Annotated in this window: 11 protein-coding genes; 2 read left to right on the forward strand and 9 right to left on the reverse strand. The window is 62.0% G+C overall.

Features of this window, described 5'->3' with window-relative positions; genetic code table 11:
* The first annotated feature begins 517 nt into the window (after positions 1 to 517).
* On the forward strand, positions 518 to 3,118 hold the full coding sequence (locus IEX64_RS02925; RefSeq protein WP_188818076.1) for a TonB-dependent receptor: 2,601 nt from the start codon (positions 518 to 520) through the stop codon (positions 3,116 to 3,118).
* A 105-nt stretch (positions 3,119 to 3,223) separates the two neighbouring features.
* Here the strand turns inward: IEX64_RS02925 and qhpE are convergent, their stop codons facing one another.
* From qhpE to IEX64_RS02970, 9 genes are all read right to left on the reverse strand, one after another.
* Positions 3,224 to 3,931 carry a subtilisin-like serine protease QhpE gene (gene qhpE / locus IEX64_RS02930; protein ID WP_188818078.1) on the reverse strand — a complete coding sequence of 236 codons (708 nt, stop codon included), beginning with the start codon at positions 3,929 to 3,931 and terminating at the stop codon, positions 3,224 to 3,226.
* Between the two features lies 1 nt (position 3,932).
* A complete protein-coding gene (locus tag IEX64_RS02935) occupies positions 3,933 to 5,669 on the reverse strand; it encodes an ABC transporter ATP-binding protein (RefSeq protein WP_188818080.1) in 1,737 nt (578 codons plus the stop codon).
* A complete protein-coding gene (locus IEX64_RS02940) occupies positions 5,666 to 6,715 on the reverse strand; it encodes a hypothetical protein (protein WP_188818252.1) in 1,050 nt (349 codons plus the stop codon). The genes IEX64_RS02935 and IEX64_RS02940 overlap by 4 nt, the downstream gene beginning before the upstream one ends.
* Positions 6,664 to 7,749 (reverse strand): beta-propeller fold lactonase family protein, encoded by a 1,086-nt coding sequence (locus IEX64_RS02945; protein WP_188818081.1) that lies wholly within the window; start codon positions 7,747 to 7,749, stop codon positions 6,664 to 6,666. Before IEX64_RS02945 ends, IEX64_RS02940 begins: the two co-directional genes overlap by 52 nt.
* A 50-nt stretch (positions 7,750 to 7,799) precedes the next feature.
* Positions 7,800 to 8,132 carry a quinohemoprotein amine dehydrogenase subunit gamma gene (qhpC, locus tag IEX64_RS02950; RefSeq protein ID WP_039286296.1) on the reverse strand — a complete coding sequence of 111 codons (333 nt, stop codon included), beginning with the start codon at positions 8,130 to 8,132 and terminating at the stop codon, positions 7,800 to 7,802.
* On the reverse strand, positions 8,129 to 9,595 hold the full coding sequence (gene peaB / locus IEX64_RS02955; RefSeq protein ID WP_229710035.1) for a quinohemoprotein amine dehydrogenase maturation protein: 1,467 nt from the start codon (positions 9,593 to 9,595) through the stop codon (positions 8,129 to 8,131). Before peaB ends, qhpC begins: the two co-directional genes overlap by 4 nt.
* Positions 9,592 to 11,331: a quinohemoprotein amine dehydrogenase subunit alpha gene (gene peaA, locus IEX64_RS02960; RefSeq protein WP_229710036.1), complete on the reverse strand. Its 1,740-nt coding sequence runs from the start codon at positions 11,329 to 11,331 to the stop codon at positions 9,592 to 9,594. Before peaA ends, peaB begins: the two co-directional genes overlap by 4 nt.
* Before the next feature lie 371 nt (positions 11,332 to 11,702).
* The gene (locus IEX64_RS02965; protein ID WP_188818083.1) at positions 11,703 to 12,878 is read right to left on the reverse strand and encodes an MFS transporter; all 1,176 of its coding nucleotides are present in this window, start codon (positions 12,876 to 12,878) and stop codon (positions 11,703 to 11,705) included.
* A 68-nt stretch (positions 12,879 to 12,946) separates the two neighbouring features.
* The gene (locus IEX64_RS02970; protein WP_188818085.1) at positions 12,947 to 13,609 is read right to left on the reverse strand and encodes a TetR/AcrR family transcriptional regulator; all 663 of its coding nucleotides are present in this window, start codon (positions 13,607 to 13,609) and stop codon (positions 12,947 to 12,949) included.
* A 181-nt stretch (positions 13,610 to 13,790) separates the two neighbouring features.
* Here IEX64_RS02970 and IEX64_RS02975 point away from each other — a divergent pair, with 181 nt between their 5' ends.
* The gene (locus IEX64_RS02975; RefSeq protein ID WP_229710037.1) at positions 13,791 to 14,243 is read left to right on the forward strand and encodes a c-type cytochrome; all 453 of its coding nucleotides are present in this window, start codon (positions 13,791 to 13,793) and stop codon (positions 14,241 to 14,243) included.
* The last annotated feature ends 39 nt before the right edge of the window (positions 14,244 to 14,282 follow it).

Here is a 14,282-nt window from a genome sequence, read left to right on the forward strand (position 1 = left end):
GTGCATCGCTGTCGGCAGGCGTCAATGCGATCGAGAAGCAGTCTGTTCGGGCGGCTCTTGCCAGTGCATTTCCAACCCTGCCTGACCACGAAATTCTGGAAGCGATCCCCATGCGATTCCTTATTTTGCGTTGCACCATGAACCTAGGACGACCGTTATGGTTCGTCGAGATGAACCGTGAAAAAATTTCCGAATCACGCGGAATAAGGCGCTTGACACCGCTGTTTCCAATGGCAGTATCCAAATTAGGACGGTTGTTCTGGATGCTGCATCCGCGAAGATCGCGTCTGATTCGAAGTAAGAATGTTCGGCGTTACCGGCCCTGCTGGTGGCGGACCTGGAGGTGTTCCTTCGGGGCAGGAGGTGTGTGTCTTCGTCAACTCGAAAACGAGTGTGAAGGCAGTCAGTGAGGCCACCCCGCACGAGACGGAAGGTCGAATGGGAAAGGAGAGGGTAATCCAGTAAAATAGGGGGCATTCAAGTCATGAGCATTCCTTTGAGTTCGCGAAGAGCAGGCATGGCGGCCCTGCTTGCGACGACTGCTATCATCTCACCTTTCCTGGCACCGGGAGTCGCGCACGCGCAGGAGATGACGGACTCGCCTGCCGTCGTGAGCGGCGATGCCGACAGCAGCCAAGGCGGTTTGGGCGACATCGTCGTAACCGCGACCCGCTCGGCACAGAGCGTCCAGAAAGTGCCGATCTCGATGCAGGCGCTGTCCACGGAGAAGCTCGAGCAGCGCCAGATCAAGAGCATGTCGGACTTCGCCAACCTGCTGCCTTCGGTTTCCTTCGATGGCCTTGGTCCGGGCCGTCAGAACCCCTACTTCCGAGGCATCGTGCCAGCCGGCGGCCGATATGACGCAACCGGCTATTACATCGACGACATGCCCATGATGTCGCTCAGCGCGGGCATCACCAGCGGCTTTCCGGACATTCACGTTTACGACCTCGAACGCGTCGAAGCACTCGCGGGCCCGCAAGGCACGCTTTACGGCGCCGGGTCGCTTGCCGGCACGATCCGTTTCATCACCAAGAAGCCGGTCATCGGCCAGTTCGAGTTCGGATACGATGTCGAGGTCAACAAGTACGACGCGGGCGATTTCGGTGGGGTGGCCCAAGCCTATGTGAACATCCCGGCCACCGACAATCTGGCGATCCGTGCCATGGGCTTCTACCGGCACGATGGCGGTTACATCGATAACATTCCGGGCACGCTGACGTACAACCTGGGCGACGATAATCCTCTGACCAGCTACACGATGACCAACGAGGAGTTCGTCAAGGACAACTACAACCCGCTCTATTCCTACGGTGCCCGCATTCAGGCCCTCTGGGAAGTGGCGCCGGGCTGGGATATCACGCCGCAGATCACCGCTCAGGAGCAGATCGCCTACGGGTATTTCAACTACGACGCATCCACCGAGATCACGGGTGATCACCAGAACCCCGGCGGCGATCTCGTGGTCCACGACTATGAAGAGACCCGTCAGCTCGACAGGTGGTTTCAGGCATCGCTGGCCATTCACGGCCATATCGGCGACTTCGACCTGGTTTCGTCCACCGGCTACTACAAGCGCCGAATCAAGCTGATCAACGACTACACCTACTATACCGTGGCCTACGACCAGTTCTCATATTACGAAAACTACCTGCAGTTTTTCGACCGGAATGGTCAGGTGATCAACCCGACACAGTATACGAAGGGCAATTCGTTCCAGGACAAGTTCAACCAGGAAATCCGCCTGACAACGCCGAAGAGCTGGCCTTTCGACCTGACGGTGGGCGGCTTCTATCAATGGCAGAAGACCAAGATCAACAATGACTATGCCACGCATGGTCTGGACGACATCATTGGCTACACCGCCGGCGGTTCCTATTCCGAAGGGGGGAACACCACGAGCCTCGATGGTTTCGGTATCCCGATCGAAGATGGCGGCACGATGATCACTCTTCCCGCTGCCCTGCGGCGCGAAGCTTTCTACCTGAGCGAATCTGATCTGACGTTGAAGGACTCCGCACTCTTCGCCGAGGGCCACTACGAGATCGTGCCGGACGTGACGCTCACGGCGGGCATACGCTATTTCTGGACAGAATCCGCGTTGATCGGCTGGGGCGGTATTGCCGGCAAGGCGCGCAACTCGTCTTCTGCCTGGTACTTCCCTACCATGTCGACCGGCTGTCCGGTGCCGTTCACGGATCGACTGGACTGCGTCAGTACCAACCCGCTCGCGGCCGACAAGACCAATCGGTACAAGGAAGACGGTGAGACGCACAAGCTGGCTCTGACCTGGCAGATCGATCCGAGAAAAATGGTATACTTCAACTACTCGACCGGTTTCCGTCCGGGCGGTGCGAACTCGCCGGTCAGTATTCGTGGTACCGCGGTTCCAGCCCCCTCCTACACAGCCGAAACGCTGACCAACTTCGAGTTCGGTTTCAAAACGACGTGGGCCAACATCTTCCGATTGAACGCTGCCGTCTATTACGAGCAGTGGAAGGACATTCAGTACGGGGTTCAGGTGGTCGGCGCGGCCGGCGGCGGCTTCACCGGCAATGCGGGCGACGCGCGTGTCTATGGTGTCGAATTCGACGCCGACCTCAAGCTGGGTGATGTGACCATCTCCACTTCGGGCGCTTATACCGATGCCGCACTGGACGGCAATTTCTGCGCCTATCGCATTGTCGGGGAGTCGGGCTTCGAAAAGTACGACACATGTTCCGAGGAAGAGGGTAATGTCGCCGCCAAATCCGGCACACGCCTACCGCGCCAACCGAAGTTCAAGGGCAACACCTCGGTCAGGTACGAAACCTACCTGAACGATGCGCTCTCCGGCTATATTCAGGGCGTGGCCTATTACCAGACCGGGGCAACGCAGGACCTGAACGAGACTTATGCGGAGCTGCTGGGCGATACGAGCGGCTTCACATCGTTCGATCTCTCGTTTGGCCTGAAGAAGGATGGATGGGGAGCGGAGTTCTTCATCCAGAATGTGTTCGACAAGCGCGGCTGGCTTACGAAGAACACCTTCTGCCAGATCCAGGTCTGTGAGCATTCCTCACGCGTTTATCCGATCAAACCCCGCTTCATGGGCATCCGGTTCGGACAGAAATTCTGAGTTCCTGACGGAAAGACTCTTGGGCCTGCCGTGGATTTTTCCCCGGCAGGCCTTTTTTTTGCGCAAGCGGCCCTGAAGTTCCGGGGTGAAACGGTTCGCGCCGGTTCAGGCGCGAAGGGCTGTCCGTACCGCTTCGATCCGGTCAGTACCGCTGGCTATGGTGCCAAGGTCTTCGAGCGCGCGCGCGGCAAAACCCGACATCTGCGCGGTTGCGAAGCTTATGCCGTGGATGTTGCGGCGAAGCGCCACGCCGGGGATGGGCCTTGGAAAGCCCGATGCGTAAAAGTATCTGGAGCCGTCCGGTGCAGGGCGGAATGTCTCGCGGGGGCAATCCCAATCGAGGCACACGGACAGGACGCCCTCCAGCGCTCCGGGATAGCAGGGGGTCTCTTCCACCGCGCGCGGCGCCACCACGATCGCGCCCGCATCGCGCGCCCTTGCGACGGCGGAGGCAAAGGCCGCGGCATGGCCTGGATTGGTCGAGCCCAGGCTCAGGTTGATGAAGTCCACGCCCTGCGCGGCAGCCCAGTCTATTGCCGTGATGAGGGCGTAGCCGGTGGTCTTCAGCCCCTCATGGAATACCCGGACCGGGACGCATTCGGCGTTGGGCGCCTTTTCCTGTATCGCAGCGGTTACCGCCGTGCCGTGCCCCAGCCGGTCGAGCGTCGCCTCCGGCGCCGTGTCGATCGTCCCGTCGCCGGCAATCGCCGCTCCGGGTAGCAGGCGAGAGGCATCGATGTGATCGTGCCCGGGATGGACGCCGCTGTCGATGATGGCGATGCGAATGCCGCGCCCCGTGGCTGCGTAGCTCATCTTATCCGAACTGGCTCAACATGTCCGGGCTTTGCCGGGTCTCTACCTTCCCGTCGACCAGCGAGACGGTCATGTCGGCCATTTCGGCCAGCGCCGGCTTGTGCGTGATGACGATGATCGTGGCCGACGGCAGCGCCTGCCGCAGGCCTTGCGCGACGAGGCGCTCGGTATCGTTGTCGAGGGCGGCGGTCGGCTCGTCGAGAATGAGCACCGAAGGGCGGCGCAGCAGTGCGCGGGCAAGGGCGACGCGGTGCCGCTCGCCGGCGGACAATGCAAGGCCGCGTTCGCCGGTGCGTGTGTCCAGACCTTCGGGCAACCGGGCGATCAACGGAGCGAGACCGGCGAGGCGCGCCGCTTCTGAGATTTCGCCGTCCGTTGCATCCGGGCAGGCAAAGGCGATGTTGTTGGCCAGACTATCGTTGAACAGGTGCGGTGCCTGGTCGACCAGGACTATCGCGCGCCGCAGGTCGTCGAGCTTCAGCGTGCGCAGGTCGGCGCCATCGGCGGTGATTCTGCCGTGATCGGGATCGAGGTGGCGGACCACGAGGTCGGCCATGCTCGACTTTCCGGTGCCGCTCGGGCCAAGCACGGCGCAAAATCGGCCGGCCGGAATGAACAGGTCGATGCCGTCGAGAATGGTCCTTCTATCATGGCGGAAGGTGACCTGCTCGAAGCGAAGGCCTTCGTGCAATCCGTCGAAGGGCCTGGCGTCCTCGCATTCGGTCACGTCCGGCTGGGTATCGAACAGCGTGAAGATCCGGCCGAGCGAGACGCGGGCCGATGCCAGCCCCGAAACCAGCCCCATCAGCACCTGGATCGGCGAGAAGAGGCGCGACTGATATGTCATGAACGCCACCAGCGTGCCGATTGTCATCTCGCCCGCAAAGATTTGCGCGCCGCCATAGAGAATGACGGCGGACGACGAGGCGGTCAGCAGCGTGCCGGGCAGGGCTCCCGCCGTGAACGAGGTGAGCTGCATTTTCAGCATGGCCGAAACGAAGGCGTCGTTGCGCTTGCGAAACCGGCCGATCTCGTGCCGTTCCGCATTCAGCGAAGTGACGGTGCGCATGCCCATCACGGTATCGACCAGCAGGCTGCCGAGATCGGCCCCCCTTTCGCGCATCACGCGGGTGAGTGCGGTCAGCTTTCTCTGGTAGTGAAGGAACAGGCCAATGCACACCGGCATGATGACCACGCCGATCACGAACATCACCGGATCGAGCCAGAGCATCATCACCACGCAACCGGTGAGCATGAGCACGTTGCTCAGCACCGAGAGCAGTGAATCTGCGGTCACGCGCTGGATATCGCTCACATCGCTGTTGATGCGCGACATCAGGTCGCCGAGGCGGAAGCGCGCATAGAAGCGGGGCGAGAGCCGCTGAAGGTGCTGCAGCAGGGCCGCGCGGATGTCGAACAACATGTCCGCAGACGCCGACACGTAGCGATAGCTCGAGAGCATGTTCAGGGCGAAGCCCCCCAGCGAGACGAGGATCATGGCGCCCGCGATCTGGATCAGCGCCTGCATGTCGCCGCTCAGCAGCGCCTGGTCGATCATCAGCTTCGACAGATAGGGCTGCATGAGGTTGAGCGAGGTCGACAGCAGGCTGAGGACCAGCACCAGTGCCAGCGGGCGGTAATAGGGCTTCAGGAACGGTAGCAGCCTGCGATAGCTTGACCAGCCGGCGATCTCGTCCGTGGGCGGCTGCCCGACGGTTGCGTTCACGGTCGGCCTCATGTGGCCAGTTCCCTTGGTACGAGGCGGAAGCCTTCCAGCGCATAGCGGGGCGGCGGTTCGCGTTCGAGACGGGCGCTGCACGCGGCGAAGCCTTCGGCCAGCGCCTCCTGCTGGGCGCGCCACCAGGGACCGGTCCCGCCCGAGGCATAAAATTCGGAACAGAGGCGCAAGTGCCGTCGCATGGCTGCCGTCATCATCGCCCGATAGTGTCCGAGAAGCGGCTCAGCGTCTTCTCCTTCGTGACAGGCAACGGCAATGGCCGAAACCAGGATCGCCTGCCGAACGGAAAGCGCTGTGCCATCGCCGCAGATCGGATCGAAGGCCATCGAGGCAGAGCCGCAGGCCAGAAAGCCTTCCTTGGCCATAGTACGCAGCATGCGCGGCGTGGTGTCGAACTGTGCGGTCTTGCTGGCATCGAGGGCGAGGCGCGGGGCAAGGTGGCGGCTTTGGTCGAGCAGGTGGGCGCAGGGCGCCCCGATGGCAAGCAGCCACCCGGTCTCGGCGCCGGAGGGGATCATGAACAGCCAGCCGTCTTCCACCGCTTCGACCCAGCAGGCTTGGGCATCGTCGGCTTCGAGCAGGCGCACCGGGGCGGTCTCACCAAAGCGGTCGCCGAAGCGCTCCAGTTGGTCGTCCGGGCTAGTGCGCGTGGTGGTGATCGTCCATTCGGCATCGCCGGTGGCATGGGCATTGCCGGATGGTGCAAAGTCCAGGTCTCCCGCGCCGAGCATCACGGCCTGATGGGGCAGGGCTACCGGCTCCTGCCCGCCCCAGGCGACAATGCGGCGGGTGATGCGGGGCTTGTCGGAGAATAACGAAGGCTGATCGAGGCAATCCCGAAGAAGCGCTCTTGCGGGATCGCTGAGCATGAGCGCGGGGATGGCGGCTCGCGCCTGAGGAGGCCTGCGTATGTCGGCCCCTTCCTTTGTCAGCAGGTGGTCGCAGCAGGCCGCTGCGACCCCGCCCCCGGTGATCTCTACCGTCCAGCGCACGCTCAGGGCAGGGTCAGCAGCCCGGCCATGGTTATGTCGTTCGTCAGTTCCCAATCTTTCTCGAACTTCAGCGTTTTCGCGTCATAGACGGCGATGTCGTACCCGGCGCCGTAGATATACAGCTTCTTTCCGTCGCGCGACATGCTGAAATAGAAGCGGGAGCGGCAGGGGAACTCGGCTTTGTCGAGAGCCTTGTTGGTCGCCAGCTCGAAATGCCAGAACTCGCAGCGCTGACTGCCGAGTTCGCCCATCACGGCGACGGTGTAGCCGTCCTTGCCGTCAGGCGTCACTTCGAGCCCGGCGATCTCCTTGGGAGCGGGGCCGATAGGCTGGAAGTCGAAGGTGCGCGCGGTCAGGTCGAACCGGGCGATACCGAACACCTTGTTGTGGATGTAGGGATCTTCGGAAATGAACACCGAAGTGTACTTGCCTGGCTCGCGCAGCGTTTCCAGGCCGCCACCCATGCCGACGCCCTGCATTCCGGCGAAATCGGGCTTTTGCAGGTCGATCCGGTCCACGACCTTGAGATCGGCCGTGTCGACGATCAGTACCTTCTTCTGGAAGATGTAGAGGGTCTTTCCATCGGGCGCCATGGCAAGCCGGGTGTTATAGCCGGGGCCTTCGTCCTGCGGGTCGAACGGAACTTCCTTGACGATTTCTCCGCTCTTGAGGTCAACCTTCATGAAGTGCGGCTTGCTGAAGCGGTAGAGGTCCACTTCCTTTTGGATGCGCTTCCCGACGGTGTAGAAGTAGCGGCCGCTGGGATCAGGCACGCCGCCGCTGAAGCGGTAGCGCGTCATCGGCGTGTTGAGGCTGTGGCTCGCGATGATCTTGCGGGTTGCCGTATCCATCACTTCAATGCCGCCTGTCGTCAGCGTGGTGATGTAGATACGCTTGCCGTCCGCCGAGAGCTGGAGGTTCGTGGGCAAGCCGGATTTCAGATCGACCTTCTGGACAACCTCGCCGCTGGCGTCGTCCACCATCTGGATCTGGTCGGGATAGCCGCCGAGCACGATCGTGGCAGCATGGGGGGACGCTGCGGCGGTAGTGGCGCCGAGGACCGCGAGTGCAAGGCGAAACATCTTCATGCTGAGGGCTCTTCCTCGAGAAATGCGTCAGGGCGGGTAAGGTGCGTCGATCAGGGAAAGACGAGATCCAGGTTGCGCCAGTCCTTGGTGGCAACGGCGCAGTTGCTGGCCCAGTCGGGCGAATAGTTGACGTGGTCGGGGACCTGCACTGGCCAGAAACAGGTGACGTAGCAGTCGTAGATGTCGCGCTCGACCGGCTGGCAAAGGCCGGCGGTGCCGCCACCCGCATCGACTTCCCAGCCGGGCGAGAAGGAGAGCGTACAGCCCATCGGCACATGCGGCTTGGGCGCCTGTTGCTGGAGGGCGACGACATCCTCTTCCATCAGCGAGGCGGTCTCATCGATCCGGGCGGCCTTCCGGTTGACGGGGCGAAGGTGCTTCATGAAATGCCCTTTCGTGCTGCAAAGCGTTCCAGGAATTCGGGATTGAGGACACTGACCGCGCCGTAGATGCGCAGGCAGGTGTCGGTCCATTGGCGGATCCAGTCGCAATAATGGAGATTGGCATGGCCGGTGTCGCCATAGCGCACGAAGGCCTCGTGATGGCATCCGCCGGCGCAGAGCGGGCGGGCCCAGCAGCTCTGGCACTCGTACTTGGACTCGACGTGTCCGCGCGAGAGGAAGTCCTCGCGCTTTTCGGCGTCGATGTCGGTCGAGATATGACCCAGCGTGTGGGTGTCGGCGTCGGTGAAGCGGTGGCACGGCGACAGGTCGCCAGAAGGGCTGACTCCGAGCAGGCCGAGACCGGCCCCGCAGGGGTGGGACTTGTTCACGCCCTGGATCAGTTCGCCGATCGTCTCACTGACGTTCGAGAAACCGTGCATCTGCCCGCGCAGTGCATATTCGAGCCATTCATCGGCCAGTTCGTGGAACTGGCGCAGCACTTCGTCCATGCCGTTGTCGTCGATCATGTAGTCCCGCTCGCCCGAATTGGTGACGGGGGCGAAACCGACTTCGTGGAAACCGAGGTCTTCCTTGAGGTGGCGGAAAATGCGGATCACGTCGGTCACGCCGTCGGTCAGCGTAACGCGGGCAGTGATGGCGCGGGTTCGGTGGTTGGCGATCAGCTTGCGCAGGCGCGGCTCGATGACCGCATAGCTGCCCTTGCCCGACTTGTAGACGCGGCGCTTGTCCTGAAGATCGGGCGGGCCGTCCATGCTGACGGTGACGCCGATTTCATTGTCCGAAAGGAATGCGATGATTTCGTCGGTCAGCAGCGTGGCATTGGTCGTCAGGCTGAAGCCGATGCCGCGCCCCTGCGCCTCGGCCTGCTCGCGAGCATAGGCGACAACATCGCGCAGCAGCGGGAAGTTCATCAGCGTCTCGCCGCCGAAGAAAGTGATGTGGACGGCCTGCCGGCCTGCGGACTTGCGCAGGAGGAAGTCCACCGAGGTCTTGGCCGTTTCCAGCGACATGAACTTGGGCTTGCCCTGCGGCGTGGCGATCTTGTCCGCGCCGAATTCGTAGCAGTAGGTGCAGGCCAGATTGCACTGGTTGGTGATGTTGAGCACCAGCGCTTGCAGCGGAAAGTCGGCCGGCGGCGCGCTGGGCGCGGGCGCGGGGGAGAGGCTGACCTTGTCGGACACGATCCCGAGCACGAACAGCAGTTCGCGGATCAGTTCCTCGGCATCCTGGCGGGTATATCCGCTGTCCAGCAGCGCAGCGACGAGTTCGCCATGGCTCAGGCTTTCGGTTTCCAGTCTGCGCAGGACGGCATGGGCGCCTTCGTCGAGAGCGAAGATAGCGCCGGCGGAGACCAGATACATGAACGGCTGATCGGCCGCGCTGAATTCATGCATCTCGCCCAGGCGGTAATGGCCCGAGGGAATGATGGTTATATCGTTCATTGCGAAACCTCCGGCTGATCCCAGCGCTTGTAGGCGGGCACGGTTGTGACGAGATAGGCTTGCGCGCTCATCGGCTTGCCGTCCTTGTTCTTCAGTGTCTTGGCGGTCGCGACGATCCAGACTTCGCCATAGTTGTTGCGGCTGAAGCGGCGTTCCGGATTCGGTCCCTCGACGTTCGGCGTGAAGAAGCCCGACGCGTCGAGCGTCCCGACGTACTTGATGTCGTTGTCGTAGGTGACCGTCGGGAATTCCTTCATCTCCCAGTCGACATCGACCGGCATGATGGGGAAATCGTCATCGGTGCCGGTCTTGCCGTCCGGTCCCTTCGACCAGGCGGTTGCCTCGAACTGCTCGTAGCCCTTGCCGTACTTGATGCCGCCGAGGTGCGCGAGCGCGGTCTCTGGCGTAACTTTCATGTAGTCGACCGTGCCGTAGACGGGCAGGGCCTTGGGCAGAACAGTGCCGTTCAACGCTACGTCATGAAGGCCGACAATGGCATCGGGCGAGACATCGACGGTCGCCACGGCCTCGCTCGGCGAAAGGACCGAGACCTTGCGCACGGTCACGCCGCCGCCGAAGTCGAGATCGTCTGCTGACAGGTCTGCGGGCAGCGAGGCCCCGTAGATGTGGAGTTGCGTGGCCTTGGCGCCGGTCTTCACGCCCAGCGGCGCAACCGCGGCCAGAACCGGCCCGCCGGTGACCCGGGTCATCGTCATGTCCAGACCGAATTCGTGGTAGTCACCCCAGTACCAGCGGCCCTCGGCGCTGGACTGGTCGGGTGCGAACCACATGGTTTCACGCAGCGTGCCGGTCATGGCGTCGGGGCGTGCGGGCTGGGTGCCGCCATTCGATGTGCCGCGCCAGGAATAGCCTGCGTAGACGAGGCCCTTGCCCGAACGGGTCATAGTCTGGCCCGTCTCGAGCGAGCGCAGAGTTGTGGTAGTGGTGAAGTCGTTGCCTGCCGGGGCTATCGTCATCTCGCCCACGAAGCGGCCTTGTCCGCGCAGCTTGCCCGAGAGGACCCAGGTGCCGGCAAGCTTCGGCGCCCGGATGCGCGGCCGCCAGTCGGTCCATGTCTTGCTGTGGAGGTTGGCTTCCTTGCTCAGCCAGTCGAGGGCGACTTCGCCGCGCGTGATCGGCTTTTCGGCCGAGTCCTCGGGTTCCGGATGCCCCTCGGCCGGCTGGCTCATCTGGAAGTCGGCCTGCGAGTAGAGCGCCTTGTGCAGGTTCTGCAATAAGCCCCATTCGCGGCGGCTGCGGCGCGAAGACATCGGCTGGGCAAAAGCATGGCATGACGCACAGCCGTGCTGCACAGCCTCGTTGGGAATGATCGTTTCGTCGAGGATCCGGCGCTCGGTCAGATACATGACCGGCTTGGCCTCTTCGGGCGAGAGCCCGTGCCAGGTGCCGAGGTACTTGACCACGCCGCGTGCTTCCTGCGGCGAGATGGACAGCCCGTTGAGCTTGACCATGCGCTTGATCGCCTGGGACCAGCCTTCGGGCGTCGCGCGGATCCAGGAAATGCGCGAGAGATTGCCCTTGTCGTCGGGCGCATGGCAGGTGCCGCACTTTTCGATCGTCAGCTTGTCGGTCACCGGGATGCCGGTTTCCTTCTCGGTCCAGTCCGCCGGATCGAGATCGGCCTCGCTATCGCTATTCACCTGGGCGACGACGACCGAAGCCGAAAAGACAGTTGTTGCCAGCAAGGGGGCGATCATGGCTTTGCGCTTTGTCATACAGTGCAAGGCGCCCCGCAGGAATGAACGTACCGGAGGCGGGTCGGAGGCCTCATATGCTGTGCTGCCGCACGCCTTACCGCCAATATCCTCGTGTGCACCGGCCATGATTGAACGCCCCAAAGACCAGAGAAATATGGATTTTTTGATCCGTCGGCCATGAATATAGGACGAATGTCAAAATTAGGTCAAGTGACAATTTTTGTGCAAATGCGAAATGATTTCGGTGGGTGGGTTTTGGTCCTTTGAGGTGGGCGTATTCGGCGGCTTGTCATGGCCGGGGAGCGCGTCGTGCTCGGAAGTGCAAGCACGGCTGAAGTCCGGTTGTCGTCGCCCCGGGGAGCAGCCCATGCGCCGCCGTCCGGGCATTATCAGGGCTGCTGGAGAGCTTCGCGCGGTTTCGTCCAGAGCCGCATTCTGAGCGAATGAGCCTCGGCGAAGAGCAGCATCAGGCAGGCAGCCGCGATCGCCATCACTGCGGCGACCAGCAATCCGACGTCCCCGAAAAGTCCAGTCGCCAGCGATCCTGTAAGGGGCCCCATGATCATGCCCAGCGCATGCGTGCAGGCGACAAAGCGGCGGAACAGGCTGTCCTGACTGGCTGCGCTGGCCAGGCCGGATGTGCGCACGATGATGGCGGTCGATCCGATGTTGAGCAACACGATGGCCACAATGAACATCTCAGCATTGCCGGTACTGGTTGCGGCAATCGGTGAGAGGAGGGCAAGGCCAGCCAGAACGCCCGTGAGGGGCGGCGGGACAACGGACCGTTCCCGCATGACGAGAAACGCGGTTGCCGCACCCGCAAGCGACCCGAGGGCAACGGCTTGGCCGATCACGGTTTCCGAAATGCCGGCCTTGACCGCAAGGGCGCCGGAAAAGGTCCAGATCATCATTGTCGAACAGATGAAAAGCAGGGTGGCGCTCGCCGAAGCCCAGGCGCGAAGCGTGGTGTTTTCGTGCACCTGCGCCGCGCCAGGTTTCGGGCTGTGCTGGGGCGGGGCCGTGGATCGTGTCGAGAACGCGACGAGCAACAGCGCGCCGAGTGGCGCTGCGGCCAAGGCACTCAGGGCCATGGTTGGTCCTGCCACGGTCGATATTGCGGGAAGACCGATGGCTATGCCTGTGGAAAGCATCAACTGGCAAAGGAACACGGCGCCATAGGCTCCGTGCGGCCGGTTCAAGGCCGCGTTGCTCATGGCCTGCGTGTACAGCATGCCCATCGCGCCGCCATAGAGGGCGCGCACCGTCAGCAACACCATGAATGGAGCGGTATGGGGCGTTGCCAGCGCGGCGACTGCCGCGAACCCTGCCGCCAGCGCGAAAGCGTCCCGGGGTATGCGCGTCCCCCAACGCCAGGTCAGCAGCGAGCCGATGGCCATACCCGATTGCGTGGCGGTTACGATCCAGCCGTGGAAATCCGGTGCCAGTCCATGGACCGAGGATAGCAATGTGAGGAATACGGGATCGATGCCCGGCTGCAGGCAGCCGATGCAGGCAAGCAGGACAGCGGGCAGGATCAGGCGGTCGCCGGACGATCGAAGCAATGGACACCCCCCACAGCAAAACAGCAGCGCTCACGCGCGTTGCCTGCAGGACGTCCTCCCCGATTCGTTCAGGTCAATTTTTGTGTCAGGGCGGCAATGTCACCCGGCTTTAGCGATTTGACAAGGTCGATGAACCAAGATGCTGAAATAGCCGTTATGGCAGGCATCTTGTCGTTCCACGGCTTCTGGTAGCCGAGGAACGGCGTGGTGCCTTCCATTGAGGCGCTGATGAAGAGCGACAGGGTATGCACCTCGTCCGCGCTCAATGCCGGGTTGATCCGCTGTACGTATTCGCCGATCACGTCATGGACCTTTGCATAGAAGCTATGCACCCGGTCGGCGATGAAGTCGTTGTGATTGGCCAGTGCCCAAAGCTCGGTGAACAGATTGGTGGTCCGCTTAGAGCAGATGTCATCCAGGCAAATGACGATGACAAGCCGGAGACGGTCTTCGTCCGAGAGCTCCGGCTGGCGCACGTTGACTTCCAGCTTGGTGTTATAGTTGTCCATGATGTCGTCCAGCATGACCTGAACGAGCATCTCCTTTTTGGGGAAGTGATAACTGACATTTCCCAAGCGAAGGTTGCATTCCGCTGCAATCCGGCGAACGGAAAATGCTTCCGCCCCTTCCTCGATCAGCACATTTAGCGCTGCCTTTAGAATGGCATCAACGGTTTCGGTGCCGCGCGAGTAGATTCCCGGACGCGTCGGCGCAGTGGCAGTTTCGGTCATAAGTCTTTTTACGCCTCATTCTTCCATCGGGCCACCCCTCCCTTTGGTGCAGGTTTTGGGAACCATTTCACAAAAATGCATGCGTCAAAACCTTGACGACCGTCCAGGTTCCGGTCCATGTCCGCTTTCCTGTTCCCGAGGAGCCTCAATGCTAGACGAGTTGTCCAGGCTGAAGCGTTTCGTGCTGGTCGCTGCCGGAGTGCTGCAGGCAGTGTATGCACCATCGGCACATGCGGATGGTGCCAAGGTCTATTCCTCGCGGTGTGCCGCATGCCACAAGGCGGATGGTTCCGGGGTGCCTGGCCAGTTTCCGCGCCTCAAGGTGCGCGTAGGCGAGATTGCCAGGTCGAAGGACGGGCGAAGCTACCTTATCTCGGTGTTGCTGTATGGGATTTTCGGCGCCATCACTGTCGATGGGCGACAACTTGGCGGAATGATGCCGCCGTTGGGATCGCTCAGCGATCAGGACATTGCAGATTCGCTGAACTATGCAGTGGCGCTGGACATGCCCACCAAAAAGGTCGCGGTGTTCACGGCAGCAGAGGTGAAGGGTGTGCGAGCGGCAGGGCGTTTGTCCGCTGCGAAAGTCGCCAGCGAGCGGGCGCGTCTTGTTGCCAAGGGGTTGATTCCCTGAGCTGCGATGCGCGCAGTTTGCGCGGATAAATTGGCCAAT

The organism is Novosphingobium indicum (assembly GCF_014645195.1).
In the GTDB taxonomy this organism is placed as follows: domain Bacteria; phylum Pseudomonadota; class Alphaproteobacteria; order Sphingomonadales; family Sphingomonadaceae; genus Novosphingobium; species Novosphingobium indicum.

Coding starts and splice junctions, on each gene's coding strand:
- qhpC (WP_039286296.1), bottom strand. CDS start 8,132: ATGAAGCACCTTCGCCCCGTCAACCGGAAGGCCGCCCGGATCGATGAG.
- IEX64_RS02935 (WP_188818080.1), bottom strand. CDS start 5,669: ATGAGGCCGACCGTGAACGCAACCGTCGGGCAGCCGCCCACGGACGAG.
- IEX64_RS02970 (WP_188818085.1), bottom strand. CDS start 13,609: ATGACCGAAACTGCCACTGCGCCGACGCGTCCGGGAATCTACTCGCGC.
- qhpE (WP_188818078.1), bottom strand. CDS start 3,931: ATGAGCTACGCAGCCACGGGGCGCGGCATTCGCATCGCCATCATCGAC.
- IEX64_RS02945 (WP_188818081.1), bottom strand. CDS start 7,749: ATGAAGATGTTTCGCCTTGCACTCGCGGTCCTCGGCGCCACTACCGCC.
- peaB (WP_229710035.1), bottom strand. CDS start 9,595: ATGAACGATATAACCATCATTCCCTCGGGCCATTACCGCCTGGGCGAG.
- peaA (WP_229710036.1), bottom strand. CDS start 11,331: ATGACAAAGCGCAAAGCCATGATCGCCCCCTTGCTGGCAACAACTGTC.
- IEX64_RS02925 (WP_188818076.1), top strand. CDS start 518: ATGGCGGCCCTGCTTGCGACGACTGCTATCATCTCACCTTTCCTGGCA.